We start from the raw sequence: 14,595 nt of genomic DNA on the forward strand, positions 1-14,595 counted from the left end.
AATGCAATTTTATTCTGCATTAACAACTTAATAGTTCTAGAGTGTATTCTTCAGGAATCGCTCGTATCAGTAGCCTACTAATTGCTTCTAAAGTGAAGAATGTATAAAACCTTGACCCAAAACCATTGCATAATCCTTTTAGAAAGCATCTTAATGACTAAGAGTAAATAAAAAGCAGTTATGAAAAAACACTTAGACTATTCTACCTTGTATTATTTTATTGTTTGACGATTATGTATGGATATTCGCAAGCAACGATAACTCCAGTAGCAGGTACTTATACATGTACAGGAAGTGGTACTGTAAAGCTTAGAGTGACTAAAGGTAAATTTAGTTACGAATGGACTAATGCCTCAGCTCCTACAACTGTTATTGGTACAGACAGTACGATTATTGTCGGGCCAGGTACCTACAATGCAAGATATAAAGAGACAGCCTTAAGTACTACTTGGGTAACTGCTACAGCCTACACAGTAGCTCAAATTGTCCCAAGTGCCATTACTGCTAGTGCGGCAAGTTCAACTTCGGGTATATTTTGTGGAACAAGTGGTGTAACCCTCAATGCTTCTACTGCTGCTAATTATACGTGGAAACGTAGCTCTAGCCCTACTCCTGTGACAGTAGGAAGTGCTTCAGCATTGACTGTTACGGGTAATTCGATTGTCACAGGTGGAACTTATTCATTTACAGTAACAACTACCAACCCTACCTCTTCATGCTCGGCGACGTCTAATGCTATTTCGTTAACGCTTTATCCAAGTGCGCCTGCCAAGCCTACTATTTCGGCAGATGGTGTTACTACTTTTTGTAGTGGGAATACAGTTGGATTGAGTTCTTCATATACCGCTGGTAGTAACGTTTGGACTCGCTCTGTGGGTGCGGATACTACTACTACTGGAACCAACAAAATTACAATAAGAGTGACCAATACCGTTTCGGTAGTGGCTAAAGATGCCAATGGTTGTGTGTCGCCATCGTCAGATCCTATTACTGTAACAGTCAATCCTGTACCTACTGCACCAGTTATTACACCAAGTGGAAGTTTGAGTATTTGTGCTGGAGATAGCCTTTTAATCAGTTCAGATAATAAAGGAACAGGTTCGTATACATGGAGTAATAGCCAGACTACAAGAACCATTTACGCAAAAACGGCAGGAAGCTATAGCGTAAGATTTACTAACTCTTTTGGATGTATATCTCCAGTTTCTAACACATTTGTTCTTAGCATCAACGCTTTGCCTGCAAAGCCTACCATCACTGCCGATGCAGCCCTTACTTTTTGTGAAGGGTTCACTGTAGGTTTGAGTTCATCATATAGTGCTTTTAAAAATGTTTGGACACGCAATGTAAGAGGAGTCATAAGTGATACTGTCACAAATACATCTGCGAAATTGACTGTGAGAAATTCAGCTGTAATTACGGTAAGAGCCTTGGATGCAAATGGTTGCTACTCTTTGCCAGCAACATCGGTAACTACCAAGATGAATGCTCGCCCTGTTACTCCTGTAGTTTCTGTGGTAACATATCCAAGCAATCCTATTCAACAAAGTGGCTTTAACATCGGACTTTGTACAGGAGATAGTGTGCAATTTGCCCTTCAAAATACAGGATCTTACACAAAAGGTTCTTACTTGTGGTCAAATACTAAAACAACTAAAAATATTACGGCTACGTCTTCTGGATCATATTATTTGGTGTACACCGATACACTTGGTTGTAAGTCTGTAGAATCAACAGCTTTTATAGTAACAATCAATAGCCGTCCTTCACAACCTGTAATCTCTTATACTTCACCATTGGAATTTTGTGATGGAGGAAAGGTTATTTTGACCTCTTCAACATCGTTTCAATATTTATGGAACACTGGAGAAAATACTGCAGCTATTACTGTAACGAAGTCAGGATCTTTTAATGTAATTGCTATTAATGACAAGGGCTGTCGCTCCGTATTAGCTTCAAGTAATATCAGTGTTATAGTGAACCCATTGCCTCCCAAGCCAACGATTGCGGCCAGTGGATCTTTGACTTTTTGTCCTGATAAAAGTGTAACCTTAACATCTTCGTCATCAGAGACTATTTATATTTGGAGTGAGAAATTAAGTGAAAGGACAAACTTTTCGAATACCCAAAGTATCCTTGTGAATAAATCGGGTAAATACACTGTACAGACTCAATCTTTAAAAGGATGTGTATCAAAAAGTTCTGATACAACTTTGGTAACAGTACTCGAGGCTCCTCAAGCTCCAACTATTTACGCACTTAGCCCAACCGTATTCTGCGATGGAAAAGATGTGACTTTGGTAGCTCTATTTGCGAATAATAACATCGCAAATTTTAGCTGGAGAGATGAAGACACTGGATTAGAGTATGCTACAACCTCAAGCATTTTGATTAAACGTACAGGTAAATTTAGTGTGAAAGTACAAGACTCCAGAACATGTAATTCTCCTTATTCGTCTATTCAAATTGTTACGGTTAACCCTCTTCCAACCAAGCCAGTGATTCAAGCGGTAAATGGTAAAATTATTTGTGATGGCGATAGCGCTTTGTTACGTTCTAGTTTACCAAATACCTTACCCAATAATACAGCATCTTACAAATGGACTTTTAATGGTACGTTACTGACCGTTGCCACAAGAGACTTATACGCCAAAGGTGCAGGTGGATACGCGGTGCAAGTGACAGACGCGAATGGTTGTCAGTCTGTCGCATATTCTGATACGGCTAAAATCACAGTAAATCCATTGCCGACTGTTCCAATTATTACAGCAGTAGGACTTAACCCTTTCTGTGCAGATAAAAGTCTTACCCTGAATTCATCTGCTGACGTAGGCTACAAATGGAGCAATGGCGCTAGTACACGAAGTATCACCATCAATCAGGCAGGTTTATACTCTGTACAAACGATCAATGGATTTAAGTGTTTGTCTAAGCCATCTAATTTAATTGAAGCTAAAGTAAATGCGCTTCCTGCTTCTACAAATATTTTTGCAGGTGGTAATACCATATTCTGTTCGGGCGATAGTGTCCAGATTAGTACCGTAAGTAACTACAAAGCTTATTGGTGGGTTGGAGCTGATTCTCTCGGATACGGGGCAAATAACGTATGGTACGCCAAACGTGGAGGTAACTATACGGTAAGAGTTCAAGATTTTAATGGTTGTTTTTCTCCTGCCTCTACACAGAGATTTATCGATGTCAGAGCAACTCCTGTGACACCTGTAGTTACACAAGTAGGTTCTTACACGATTGAGTCTACAGGTGATGGCGATTCAAATGGCTACGAATGGTTGTTAAATGGAAAAGCAATTACAGGTAATGCCAAAAATATCAAGGTAAGAATGGATGGAAATTACCAAGTTCGTTCTAGCTTTACTTATACTCCAATTGCTTTGCCTGATAATAAATTGGTTTGTTTCTCAAAAGTTTCGGCAGTGAAAGCTTTCAAAGCTGACCCTAACCTCGATGGATTAAGTATTTATCCAAACCCTTCAACGACAGGTATCTTTACGGTTGAGGTGGCTGATGATTTAGTTGGTGCACAAGTATCAGTTTATGATTTAGTAGGCCGATTACTTTCTTTCTATGTAGTCGAAAAGTTTGATTCACGTAAACAAATCGATTTGAGTAATGTACCATTCAATTCATTTATTGTTCGTGTGAAATTAGATGGTTATGAAAAAACAAAACATGTATCTGTAATTAGATAGGTTTTCAGATACATGATTAATAGAAAAAGGCTGACAGATATGTCAGCCTTTTTCTATTAATCATGTATGGCGTTGAGTTGTTTTACCATTATCGCAATCCCTTCCTCAAAACTAACGGGATTGTATCCTAATTCATGGATGGCTTTGTCTAAAATAAAGCCTGTTCGAGGAGGTCGCTTGGCTTCCTGCGTAAAGGTATCTGCGGTAACTTCAGTAATGAGGGTTTTGTCTAAGGCAAAATAATCTGCTGTAGCAATTGCCATATCATAAGGACTCATAAAATCTTTTCCCGAAATATGATAGATACCTTGAGCTTGCTTTTGAGTTGCTAGCCAACAGCCTATGGCTAAATCTTCAGCCAAAGTAGGCGTTCGAAGTTGGTCGCTAACTACTTTAATGGCTTGACCTTTTTCTAAAGAGCTTTTTACCCAAAGAATAATATTGCTTCGGCTCATATCAGGCACAATTCCATAGACCAAAACCGTGCGGATAATACTCCACCGTAACCCAGACGCACGTACACGCAATTCGGCTTCGTATTTACTTTTACCATAAATCGAAATAGGAGCGGGCTGGTCTTCTTCTTGGTAAGGGCCATTTTCTCCGTCAAAAACAAAGTCTGTAGATACATGACACAAATAAATATTGTGGCGTTGACATTGCTCAATCAGATACTCAACCGCTGTAACATTGGCCTCCCAACAATCCTCTGGATTTTGATGGCATATATCTACATTGGTCATGGCTGCGGTGTGGATAATGCTATCAGGCCGTACTTTATCGATTACCTCCTGTATTTGGGCTGGATTGCATAAATCCATTTCTTCATAGCTAAATCCCTCCGAAATGCTAAGTCTACTTTTACCTCTTGCCGTAGCAATTAGGTCAATCTCTGGATTATTTGCCAAAAGATGAACAAGTTTTTGTCCTAATAGTCCATTGGCTCCTGTAATCAAAATTCTTTGCATTTTATCCTATATGATATAGTTCAAATCAATGTATTATTTAGTCAGACTGAGTCATTTCACAATGATAGAGTATTACCTTTTTATTCACAAATCAAAAAATGGAAAAAACAGAAAAAAATAGAACTATGTAAATCCGAACTTTCAGATAAGTCGTAGATATGTTTGTAAGTCGAAAATAGCTATCGGTTTACAGCCGATGGTTGTTTATGGCCTTTACGCAATCAGCCAGTAGTTATAATTTATTTTTAAATCATTTTTAACCCTATTTCTCTTTTAAAACTTTCACTAATAATTGAAGAAAAATAGTAATTGACTATCCTTGACAACAAGTACCATTTACCTTGAAAATATGTGTAGATAATCCTTACAATTGATTTTAATCCTGAAATATATATGAAAACTCTATTGAAAATCACAAAAGCAGTTTCGGTAACTATAGGTATCCTCTTTTTGACCTTTGTAGTATATGCAAACTGGGAAGAACCGTCGTTAGCTGATAAACTGAACTTGAAACCCATTCAATTGGTGGTATTTAATCTCTCAAAGCCCCTTTCTACGACAGACAGCACATCCTTGGCATCTTCGTTGGAAAGTACTACAGGAGTAACAGCCTCAACTGTAAATCCTAAGAATCAGACAGTTAGTGTGACGTATCATGCTGATGAAGTAAGTGAGGAAGCACTCAAAGAAAAAGTAGAGAAGCTTCCTGTAATGGCAACAAAACTTGAGTTTAGCCAAATGGAGGGACCTAAATGTCCGATTCCGATGGGTTATATAGATTTTGTATTAGATGCCAAGAAAGCTTTATGCTTTAGATAATTCTTAACGACAAGATCCGTCCTTTGTTTGTCGTAAAAGATTACGTATAGTTATTAACTTTCTGTTTTACCATACAGAACTTTAGTTTCTTGTTATTATTGATCAAGTAAGAAGAAAGTATGTAAAATACCTTTTGGTAGAGCATTTTTGTACTTTCTTCTTTTACTTAAATTCCTTACTCTGTATCAAATATTACTTTTTAAACAGTTTAATCCTGCTTTGTTTGAAGTGTTGAGCTTTTCAACATGCTAAACGCTTATTGATTAAAATTAGCCCGTTTTCTCTCTATTTTAATTCGCAAAGGTTAACCATTGCGGGTGTGGACAACTTTTGTAATCACCAATCAAATTTCAAAGAAATATGAAAAAATCTGCGCAACTGTGGGGAGCTATCCTCATGTCTGGAATGCTCATGTTTACATCTTGTAAAAAAGATGACGATACGATGCAACCAACACAGTCATTGTATCTGCGTCTTGGCGGTAATGCTGCTATTTCAGCTGTAATTGACCAATTTATTGCCAATGTAGCAAGTGATAGTCGAATCAATGCCTACTTTGCAGATGCCGCTGCTGACCCAGCTCGTTTGACTAAACTTCGTAACAACCTTATCAACCAAGTTGGTATGGCAACGGGTGGTTCTGAAAAATACACAGGGCTTGACATGAAAGCAGCCCATAAAGGTATGGGTATTACCGATGGTGAATTTGGAGCCTTGGTAGAAGATTTAACTTCAGCTTTGGATAAGTTTAAAGTAGGTGCAACCGAAAAAACAGAATTATTGACAGCATTAGCTAGTATGAAAGGTGATATTGTAGAAGGGCAAATTGCATTGTACAACCGATTAGGAGCCAATGCGGGTATTTCGGCAGTGATTGATGACTTTATTGGAAAAGTAGCCGCTGATACTCGAATCAATGCATTTTTTGCTGCTGCTGCCGCTGATCCTGCTCGTTTGATGAAACTTCGTAACAATTTGATTAATCAAGTTGGACAGGCTTCTGGTGGTCCTGAAAAGTACACAGGCTTAGACATGAAAACTGCTCACAAAGGAATGAAAATCACTGATGCACATTTCAATGCTTTGGTAGAAGATTTGCAAGCTTCTTTGGTGAAATACAACGTTCAGTCTAAAGCTAAAATCGAATTGTTGACTGCTTTGGGTGGTATGCGTGCCGATATCGTTGGTCAATAGTTGAGTAAAGTGAAAGATGTCTTTTAATGATTTTGAGAATGAGCTTTTGATAAAAGTTCAGATGGTTTATCAATAGCTCGTTCTCAAAAGTTCATCCTTGCGTTTAAACTTCTTCCTGTTTTTCTATCAAAATTGAATAGCTACCTTCTTATCATCAACCTAATTTTGGAGTACTAGCAAAAATTGTCATGTCTGAATGTGACAAAAGTCATATTCGTGAGCGATAAATTTTACTAACTCGCAGTATGAAATTTTACGGAAGATTAAGCTTCAAAATAGTACATTTCCAAGTTTTAATCTTTCAAAATCTCGCAATTATTTATACTCATTCTAAATTATGTTTAAGTATAAATAATTAGCTAAAAATGGAGTTATTAATGTCTATTCATGTTGTAATTTTGTGCTTGGAATAGTTAAGTGTTATGCAAAATCAATTCAAATCAATCAGTTTATCATATAAGTCAGCTCCCTTAGCGGTACGTGAGCAAGTGGCTTTGAATGAGGATGAAATCAAGAATTTCTCCCTCAGAATCAGAGATATGTTCGATATCCAAGAAGCTATTTTGGTATCGACTTGCAACCGTACGGAAGTTTACTACGTGTCAGAGGAAAACCGCAATACTGACATTATTAAGCTTTTGTTGCTTGACAAAGGCATTGCTACCACCGACGAATATTTTGCATATTTCCAACAATACAACGCTCAAGCAGATGCTGTACAGCATTTGTTTGAAGTTGCTACTGGTCTACACTCACAAGTAGTAGGCGACCTTCAAATTCCAAATCAAGTAAAGCAATCGTATCAAATCGCTGCGGATTTAAACATGGCTGGTCCATTTTTGCACCGTTTGATGCACACGATTTTCTTTGCTAACAAACGTGTTGCGCAAGAAACTGCCTTCCGTGATGGAGCAGCTTCTACTTCGTATGCAGCCGTAGCACTGACTGAGGAGATGACGCAGAATATTACTTTACCAAAAGTATTAATTCTAGGTCTTGGTGAAATCGGTATTGATGTTTGCAAAAATATGGCAGACAAAGAATTTGCTGAAATTACCGTCATGAACCGTACTCGTGCCAAAGCCGAGGCCATTGCCGAAGGACACAATTTTCGCATTGCTGATTTTGTGGATATGGAAGAAGAAATCAAACGTGCTGATGTGGTTATCTCATCAGTAATGATTGATAAGCCATTGATTACCAAAGAAATGATTCAGTCAATGGAAATTCTTACGTTCAAATATTTCATTGATTTATCTGTACCTCGTAGTGTTGAGGAAAATTTGGAAGAGATTCCAGGTGTATTGGTTTACAATATCGATACTTTACGCCAAAGAGCTGATGAGGCTTTACAAACGCGCTTGAATTCTATTCCACAAGTTCAACGAATCATCTCAGAAGCTACAGCAGGTTTTGAAGATTGGTCAAAAGAAATGGTGGTTTCTCCAACTATCAATAAATTGAAAAATGCCCTAGAGCAAATCCGTAAAGAAGAGCTTGCTCGTCATTTGAAAAACCTTTCTCCAGAAGAATCTGAGAAATTAGATAAAATCACTATGGGAATTGTTCAGAAAATCATTAAACTTCCTGTTCTTCAGCTCAAAGCAGCATGTAAACGTGGCGAAGCTGACCAATTGGTAGACGTTATCAACGAAATTTTTGATTTAGAAAAACAAAACGAATCATCTTATTCTCATTAATATCCTTGTTGCCTGATATTTGCATACTATCATATACACCACAACCTAACAACGAAAAAGTAATACATTTCATAAAATTAAATAAACTGACAGAATGAAATTATCGGGAAAGGAACTACACAACAAACTGGTAAATGAATATAAGATTATCGGAGAAAAGGGAATTATTAATTTTTCACTCAAAGATCTAACAATTTCTATTGAAACTAAAGATACTGTTGGAAATCTTCTGCAAGAATGGTTGAAAGCTTGGTTGATTAAAGAATCCGTTGAATTTGAAGAAAATGCTAATTCCCAAGTATTTCCTGACTTTTATCTTGACAAATACGATAAAAAATTAGGATTGCTTGAAGTGAAATCATTTGATTGGGATAGAGGTCCAGGTTTTGACCTAGCAAATTTTGATTCTTATTGCAACTCTTTGTTGACTTCTGCTTATCGATTAAATTCAGACTATCTCATCTTCGCTTACCAAATGAAAGGTAGCGAGTTGACTATTAAAGATGTATGGATTAAAAAGATTTGGGAATTAGCGTGTTCGAGTAGTACTTATCCGTTAAAAGTTCAAGAAAAGAAAAATGTTATTTACAATATTCGCCCTTCAACTTGGTATTCAGAAAAAACCAAATTCAAACCTTTTAGCTCATTAGAAGAGTTCCTTTCTGCACTAAATGAAACACGTTACCAATATCCGCAAACCCGACATGGAAACGGACATTGGCTACAAAATGTGTTAAAAAATTACGAGGAGCATACAGGTGTTAGACTGCAAGTTCGCTAACATAAACTTCGGCTAATTTATTCGCTACAAACTCCACTACAGGAACAGCAACCGTATTTCCTAATAAATCAAAAGCATCATATTCTTTTGTTGGAATTTCGTACCATTCAGGATAGCCAAATAAACGTAAACCCTCACGAATGGTCAATCTACGTAAGCCTTGGCCGTCAGGAACGGCCAAACGAGAAATATCTGTTGCCACCAAAGTCGGAGCAATATCCTTCGGGTCAAGAACTTTATTTACTTCAAAACTTAACTTTCCTGTTACAATATTGTAACCCTTTGGTTTGGTTTCATCATATTCACGAGAAGTAGCAATACCGCTTTCCGTTTGAATTTTTACTAGCTTTTTCGGATGTTCCAACTTCAAATATCCCTTTTGAGTAAGATCTTCGAGTAAGATTTTTAACTCAGTTTTTGGTAAGTCGATAAATGTATTAATTTGTTCTAAGGTCAAAGCCATACCGTCCATCCAGTCTATACCAATTTCTTCGGCCCACTGTTTTTTTCGTCTTTGTTTGAACAATTGGTTTAAAATTTCTGCTTGTTGTTTTGAAACACTTCCTTTGCTTTCTATATCCCAACTATGAATATTATTATCACCACCTCGTTTGTCTTTAATGGATTTTCCATACAAATCTTCCAAGGAAAAGTGAGCCAAAAGTTTATCTATAAAATCTGATTTCAAAGTAGGCAATCCTTTTTCTAAAACACTTTCTAATGCTTGAAATCGAGGTTCATTTCCGTTTAAATCAATTTTCTCATCTTTGGTTCCAACTATGAAAATTCTTTTACGGGATTGAGGTAAGCCAAATTCCAAACTGTCAAAAATTTTCCAGCTTGTTTTATAACCCAACTCATTTTCAAGTGTATGCAAAATAGTTTTTAAAGTCCGTCCGATTTTATCATTCTTATTTTCTAAATCGTGTTTCACTAGCCCTTCAACATTTTCTAAAATGAATCCATAGGGCTTTTTATCTCTTAAAATTCTTTCAATTTCAAAAAATAAAGTTCCTCTTGTATCTAAAAAACCTTGACGTTTTCCACCTGCACTAAACGGCTGGCACGGAAAACCTCCTAATAGAAAATCAAAATCGGGAATAAACTCATTACGAATTTCAAAAATATCACCAGCTAAAAATTCATGCCCAAAATTATGCCTTAATGTTTTTACAGCATAAGGTTTAATTTCCGAAGTCATCACACATTCCGTTTTCAATCCAGCATCTTTGAATGCTTTTTCAAAACCTAAACGAATACCACCAAGGCCAGCGAATAAATCAATAAATTTTACAGTATTGCTTTTCATTTTTTTGGAGTTTTATAAGGTTCATTTGGTTCGGCAACCATAAGCAATTGATTTTCATAATCTTCAATTTCTAACTTATGACAACCAATGACTGTAAGACATTGTAGCAGGAATGTCGCACTAAAACTTCCTCGACTAATTTTACTGTCGATACTTGCTTTTGTTTCTTCAATACCTATTTCGTTAAGCAATCCAACCAAATCTGCATTGTTAAAACCACGTTTAATCATTTCTGACTTTAATAGTCGTTTTGCTTTATCATCCCAGTTTGACATAATTATAAAGATTTAGTTTGCAATAATATATAATAATTATCATATTTGCTAATAAAATGACATATATAAAAATAAAGCAAACGGTATTGTTGCTGAAAGACTTCAGTTTGACTTTTAATAGGCTTCTACTTTCCTAAAAGGATTGGATTTTTATATTAAAAATCCAAATCTGACACAATACTTGACACTCAGTAACAACTAAAGATAATATTCCTCAAGCCTACAATTATTTGTAGGCTTTTTTTGTTACCTTGATAAATGTAAAAATGTTGAATACCCTATTTACATTTAACCGATACGCAATTAATAATTTAAGAATATGCTCAAAACAATCATCCGTTTGCTATTGCTGTTTCTCCTTATTGCTGGTGGAATTTGGCTTTGGGAACAATATAAATTTTTGAAAAATGACAATGCTGAAACGCCAGAGGTAAGTCATAATATTTTACTTCAAGAGATTACTTCAATGGGTAAAATCGAACTGGTAAAATATAATTTTAGGGATGTTGTAGAATCTAAAATCAAGAAGAATTTTTTACCAGATGCCAAAGTCTTGCTAATTGTGACAGGTGAGGCCACTGGTTGTATCGATTTAACAAAAATCAAAGTGGCCGATTTACAAGAATTAAAAGATACTGTAGTTGTCCATTTGCCTGAACCAGAGATTTGTAATTATAAAATAGACCATTCCAAATCGAAGGTATATGATACGCAGTATGCTTTTATGGACGAAGCAAAACTGGTGGATGAGGCTTTTCAAAAAGCCGAGGTGCAGGTACAACAATCAGCGCAATCGATGGGTATTTTGGAGCAAACCAAAGAATCCGCTGAGCAGATGTTGAAACCTTTTATTGAAAAAGTTTCTGGAAAAAAAGTAGTCCTTAAATATGCCATGAAGGATACGCCAAGAAGATTGAAATAAAGTCAAAACATAAGAAAGGGGCAATAGAATTATTCTGTTGCCCCTTTCTTCTTCTCTTATTTATTCAAAATACGTTTAATATCGTTGGCTTGAGTTAAATAATCTTTGAATTTATCGTAACCATCGGCCAACATCAAACCTTTAAATTTCAATAAGGTATTGATATACTCGTCAAGTACATCGATGATATTATCTTGATTTTGTCTGAAAATCGGAATCCAAGTATCAGGATTTGATTTGGCCAAACGTACTGTTGACTCAAAACCAGAACTTGCTAAGTTAAAGATACTTTCTTCATCTTTTTCCTTTTGCAAAACTGTAGAGGCCAAAGCAAATGAACAAATATGCGAGATATGCGAGATATAGGCAGTATGCACATCATGTGCAGCCGAGTCAAGATAAGTCAATCGCATTTTTAGTCCCTCGGTGTACATTTTTTCAATCATCTTCACGAGTGCTGGCTTCGAATCTTGCACATCACAGAGCACACAAGTTTTATTATCGAACAAATTTCGAATGGCCGCTTCTGGTCCCGAAAACTCAGTACCTGCCATGGGGTGAGTAGCAATGAAATTTCCACGATTAGGGTGATTTCTGACAGAATCTACCGCAGGTTTTTTGGTGGAACCTACTTCTATGACTACCTGATTTTCAGAAATATGATTTAACACTTCTGGTAAAAGTTTTACTAAGGCATCTACAGGCACAGCCAAAATAATAATGTCTGATTGTTTGATGGCGTCGTTGAGTAAAGCCACACGGTCAACCAACTGGAGTTCAAGGGCTTTGATAACGTGTTCGGTTTTATTATCTACGCCAATAACCGAATCCGCAAACCCACTTTCTTTAAGACTTAAGGCCATTGATCCACCAATAAGACCAAGTCCGACTACTGATATATTCATTTTTGTAAATGCTCGATGATTATCGTTTCCGATAAATGTTGAAATATATTTAAAACTTAGCCCGCTACCCTAAGAACAGATTCCTTTTGATTGACGAATGCGTTGAATAGCTTGGTCAAAAAGGGTGATTTCGGCACATAGCGAGATACGAATATATCTTTCGCCAGCCGTTCCGAAAATGCCCCCTGGGGTAATAAATACCGCCGAACCTAGTAAAATCTCGTCTGAAAGCTCGTAGCTATTGGTGTAAGTATCAGGAATCTTAGCCCATACAAACATTCCTATTTGTTTGGTGTCGTATTTGCAGTCGAGCAAGTCCATAATTTCAAATACCTTAGTCTGACGTTGTCTATAAATCTCGTTCAAAGAGTCATACCAAGATTGAGGATTTTGGAGTGCTTTTACTGCTGCCATTTGCAATGGTAAAAACATACCAGAGTCCATATTCGACTTGAACCTCAATACATGACTTACTAATTCGGCATTTCCAACTAAAACCCCCATACGCCATCCAGCCATATTATGCGACTTTGAGAGAGAGTTTAATTCAATCGCTACTTCCTTCATGCCTTCAACCTCCAAAATACTTTGTGGAGAATTATTTAGGATAAAACTATATGGGTTATCGTTTACAATCAGGATGTTATGTGCAATGGCAAAATCTCTGAGTTTTTCGAAAAACGCAGTATTGGCTTGCGCGCCAGTAGGCATGTGTGGGTAGTTGACCCACATCAGTTTAACTTTTGATAAATCTCTCTGTGCCAAAGCATCCAAATCTGGTAACCAACCATTTTCTTCTGCCAAGTCATAATCTACCACAGTTGCACCTGTTAGTAGCGAAGCTGCTCGGTAAGTCGGATAGCCAGGGTTAGGTACTAATACTTCATCGCCAGCTTCCAAATATGCCATAGCAATGTGCATAATACCTTCTTTTGACCCAATCAAAGGCAATACTTCATTCACTGGATTGAGTGTTACCCCGTAAAACTTTTGATAAAACTGAGCAAAACCTTCACGCAAGGCAGGAATACCCACATAGCTTTGATAGGCGTGGTGTTTGGGATGTGCAGCGCTGTCTGTCAAGGCGTCGATGGTTTCGACAGACGGAGGCAAATCTGGACTTCCAATACCTAAATTGAGTACATCAATGCCTGATGCACGCATATCTGCTATTTGTTTAAGTTTGGTAGAGAAGTAGTACTCCTGAACCAAGTTCATGCGGGATGCTGGTTTTATGTTCATCGTTTTACTAAGACATATTATTTAGCAAGATTTTTTCTTTACTAAATAATCAAGGCTATCGAATAATTGGTTAACAAAAAAGCCGACTCACTGAGTCGGCTTGTGTATTATTAGTTTTTTGATTTTTTCAAATTAAAGTCATAACACAACCGACTAAGCCTGCAAAGCGTAGTAATAATAAGCACGGTATGTGTTGATTGACTGGTTCATGACTTCAAAGGTAGTCTGAAAAAAATTATTTGACAAAAAAAAGAGAATTTGTTGAAAAGAGCTAAAAATCTCACAACCAAAGACATGATTCAACAGTCATTAAAGTGTGATTCGACCTAGCGCATCCCAGATTAAATCCTGTTCGTATCCTTTGCTAAGAGCATAACGAAGCAACTTTTGTTTGACCACTAATGGATTGGTATCTTTAATCTCAGTTCTTTTTTTGCTAAGAACATCTTCCAAAGTTTGAATATACTCGTCGGGGTCGATTTCTTTCATACCCATTTGTAAGCAATAATCGGATACGCCACGCATTTTAAGTTCTTGGCGAATTTTGAGCCTACCCCATTTTTTAACTCTAAATTTTGAGCCGGCAAAGATTTTGGCAAATCGCTCTTCGTTGAGATAGTTATTCTCAATAAGCCAGACTACTATCTCATCGGCTTCATCTCCCCACACGCCCCATTCGTCGAGCCGTTCTTTTACTTCTCGATGGGTTCTTTCCTGATACGCACAGAATCCTGCAGCTTTTTTGAGAATTTCTTTATTCATAGAAATGT

Annotated in this window: 12 protein-coding genes; 6 read left to right on the forward strand and 6 right to left on the reverse strand. The window is 37.0% G+C overall.

From position 1 onward, the window contains the following. Positions 1-233: 233 nt before the first annotated feature. Entirely contained in the window at positions 234-3,710 is a 3,477-nt protein-coding gene (locus BWI92_RS02680) for a T9SS type A sorting domain-containing protein (RefSeq protein ID WP_095160580.1), read from the forward strand. 56 nt (positions 3,711-3,766) lie between these two features. On the opposite strand, the gene BWI92_RS02685 is transcribed toward BWI92_RS02680, so the two are convergent. Further along, positions 3,767-4,678 carry an NAD(P)-dependent oxidoreductase gene (locus tag BWI92_RS02685; RefSeq protein ID WP_095160581.1) on the reverse strand — a complete coding sequence of 304 codons (912 nt, stop codon included), beginning with the start codon at positions 4,676-4,678 and terminating at the stop codon, positions 3,767-3,769. A gap of 393 nt (positions 4,679-5,071) precedes the next feature. Here BWI92_RS02685 and BWI92_RS02690 point away from each other — a divergent pair, with 393 nt between their 5' ends. The 4 genes from BWI92_RS02690 to BWI92_RS02705 all read left to right on the forward strand — a co-directional run bounded on the left by BWI92_RS02690 (position 5,072) and on the right by BWI92_RS02705 (position 9,172). Further along, the gene (locus BWI92_RS02690; RefSeq protein ID WP_095160582.1) at positions 5,072-5,497 is read left to right on the forward strand and encodes a heavy-metal-associated domain-containing protein; all 426 of its coding nucleotides are present in this window, start codon (positions 5,072-5,074) and stop codon (positions 5,495-5,497) included. 360 nt (positions 5,498-5,857) lie between these two features. Continuing rightward, the gene (locus tag BWI92_RS27715; RefSeq protein WP_205749556.1) at positions 5,858-6,691 is read left to right on the forward strand and encodes a group 1 truncated hemoglobin; all 834 of its coding nucleotides are present in this window, start codon (positions 5,858-5,860) and stop codon (positions 6,689-6,691) included. Positions 6,692-7,113: 422 nt separating this feature from the next. Then, positions 7,114-8,391, forward strand: a complete 1,278-nt coding sequence (gene hemA / locus BWI92_RS02700) for a glutamyl-tRNA reductase (protein WP_095160583.1) — start codon at positions 7,114-7,116, stop codon at positions 8,389-8,391. Between the two features lie 94 nt (positions 8,392-8,485). Beyond that, complete coding sequence (locus BWI92_RS02705; protein ID WP_095160584.1) at positions 8,486-9,172, forward strand: NgoBV family restriction endonuclease; 687 nt, start codon at positions 8,486-8,488, stop codon at positions 9,170-9,172. On the opposite strand, the gene dcm is transcribed toward BWI92_RS02705, so the two are convergent. Together dcm and BWI92_RS02715 are read right to left on the reverse strand one after the other, a co-directional pair. Further along, entirely contained in the window at positions 9,153-10,481 is a 1,329-nt protein-coding gene (gene dcm, locus BWI92_RS02710) for a DNA (cytosine-5-)-methyltransferase (RefSeq protein WP_095160585.1), read from the reverse strand. The two genes, BWI92_RS02705 and dcm, sit on opposite strands and share 20 nt — an antisense overlap. Then, positions 10,478-10,756 carry a DUF6471 domain-containing protein gene (locus tag BWI92_RS02715; protein ID WP_095160586.1) on the reverse strand — a complete coding sequence of 93 codons (279 nt, stop codon included), beginning with the start codon at positions 10,754-10,756 and terminating at the stop codon, positions 10,478-10,480. Before BWI92_RS02715 ends, dcm begins: the two co-directional genes overlap by 4 nt. Before the next feature lie 319 nt (positions 10,757-11,075). Here BWI92_RS02715 and BWI92_RS02720 point away from each other — a divergent pair, with 319 nt between their 5' ends. Further along, complete coding sequence (locus BWI92_RS02720; RefSeq protein WP_095160587.1) at positions 11,076-11,678, forward strand: DUF4230 domain-containing protein; 603 nt, start codon at positions 11,076-11,078, stop codon at positions 11,676-11,678. A 56-nt stretch (positions 11,679-11,734) separates the two neighbouring features. Here the strand turns inward: BWI92_RS02720 and BWI92_RS02725 are convergent, their stop codons facing one another. The 3 genes from BWI92_RS02725 to BWI92_RS02735 form a co-directional block, all read right to left on the reverse strand. After that, entirely contained in the window at positions 11,735-12,583 is an 849-nt protein-coding gene (locus BWI92_RS02725) for a prephenate dehydrogenase (RefSeq protein ID WP_095160588.1), read from the reverse strand. A gap of 69 nt (positions 12,584-12,652) precedes the next feature. Then, entirely contained in the window at positions 12,653-13,825 is a 1,173-nt protein-coding gene (locus BWI92_RS02730) for a pyridoxal phosphate-dependent aminotransferase (RefSeq protein WP_095160589.1), read from the reverse strand. A gap of 309 nt (positions 13,826-14,134) precedes the next feature. After that, positions 14,135-14,587 carry a regulatory protein RecX gene (locus BWI92_RS02735; protein ID WP_095160590.1) on the reverse strand — a complete coding sequence of 151 codons (453 nt, stop codon included), beginning with the start codon at positions 14,585-14,587 and terminating at the stop codon, positions 14,135-14,137. Positions 14,588-14,595 lie beyond the last annotated feature (8 nt).

Origin of the sequence: Flectobacillus sp. BAB-3569, assembly GCF_002270355.1 — a bacterium.
GTDB classification, from domain to species: Bacteria; Bacteroidota; Bacteroidia; order Cytophagales; family Spirosomataceae; genus Flectobacillus; species Flectobacillus roseus.

What these genes read in the sequence shown, in the direction of transcription:
- BWI92_RS02720 (WP_095160587.1), top strand. Translation starts at nt 11,076, where the DNA reads ATGCTCAAAACAATCATCCGTTTGCTATTGCTGTTTCTCCTTATTGCT.
- BWI92_RS02730 (WP_095160589.1), bottom strand. Translation starts at nt 13,825, where the DNA reads ATGAACATAAAACCAGCATCCCGCATGAACTTGGTTCAGGAGTACTAC.
- BWI92_RS02705 (WP_095160584.1), top strand. Translation starts at nt 8,486, where the DNA reads ATGAAATTATCGGGAAAGGAACTACACAACAAACTGGTAAATGAATAT.
- BWI92_RS02690 (WP_095160582.1), top strand. Translation starts at nt 5,072, where the DNA reads ATGAAAACTCTATTGAAAATCACAAAAGCAGTTTCGGTAACTATAGGT.
- BWI92_RS02725 (WP_095160588.1), bottom strand. Translation starts at nt 12,583, where the DNA reads ATGAATATATCAGTAGTCGGACTTGGTCTTATTGGTGGATCAATGGCC.
- hemA (WP_095160583.1), top strand. Translation starts at nt 7,114, where the DNA reads ATGCAAAATCAATTCAAATCAATCAGTTTATCATATAAGTCAGCTCCC.
- BWI92_RS02680 (WP_095160580.1), top strand. Translation starts at nt 234, where the DNA reads ATGTATGGATATTCGCAAGCAACGATAACTCCAGTAGCAGGTACTTAT.
- BWI92_RS02685 (WP_095160581.1), bottom strand. Translation starts at nt 4,678, where the DNA reads ATGCAAAGAATTTTGATTACAGGAGCCAATGGACTATTAGGACAAAAA.
- BWI92_RS27715 (WP_205749556.1), top strand. Translation starts at nt 5,858, where the DNA reads ATGAAAAAATCTGCGCAACTGTGGGGAGCTATCCTCATGTCTGGAATG.
- BWI92_RS02715 (WP_095160586.1), bottom strand. Translation starts at nt 10,756, where the DNA reads ATGTCAAACTGGGATGATAAAGCAAAACGACTATTAAAGTCAGAAATG.
- BWI92_RS02735 (WP_095160590.1), bottom strand. Translation starts at nt 14,587, where the DNA reads ATGAATAAAGAAATTCTCAAAAAAGCTGCAGGATTCTGTGCGTATCAG.
- dcm (WP_095160585.1), bottom strand. Translation starts at nt 10,481, where the DNA reads ATGAAAAGCAATACTGTAAAATTTATTGATTTATTCGCTGGCCTTGGT.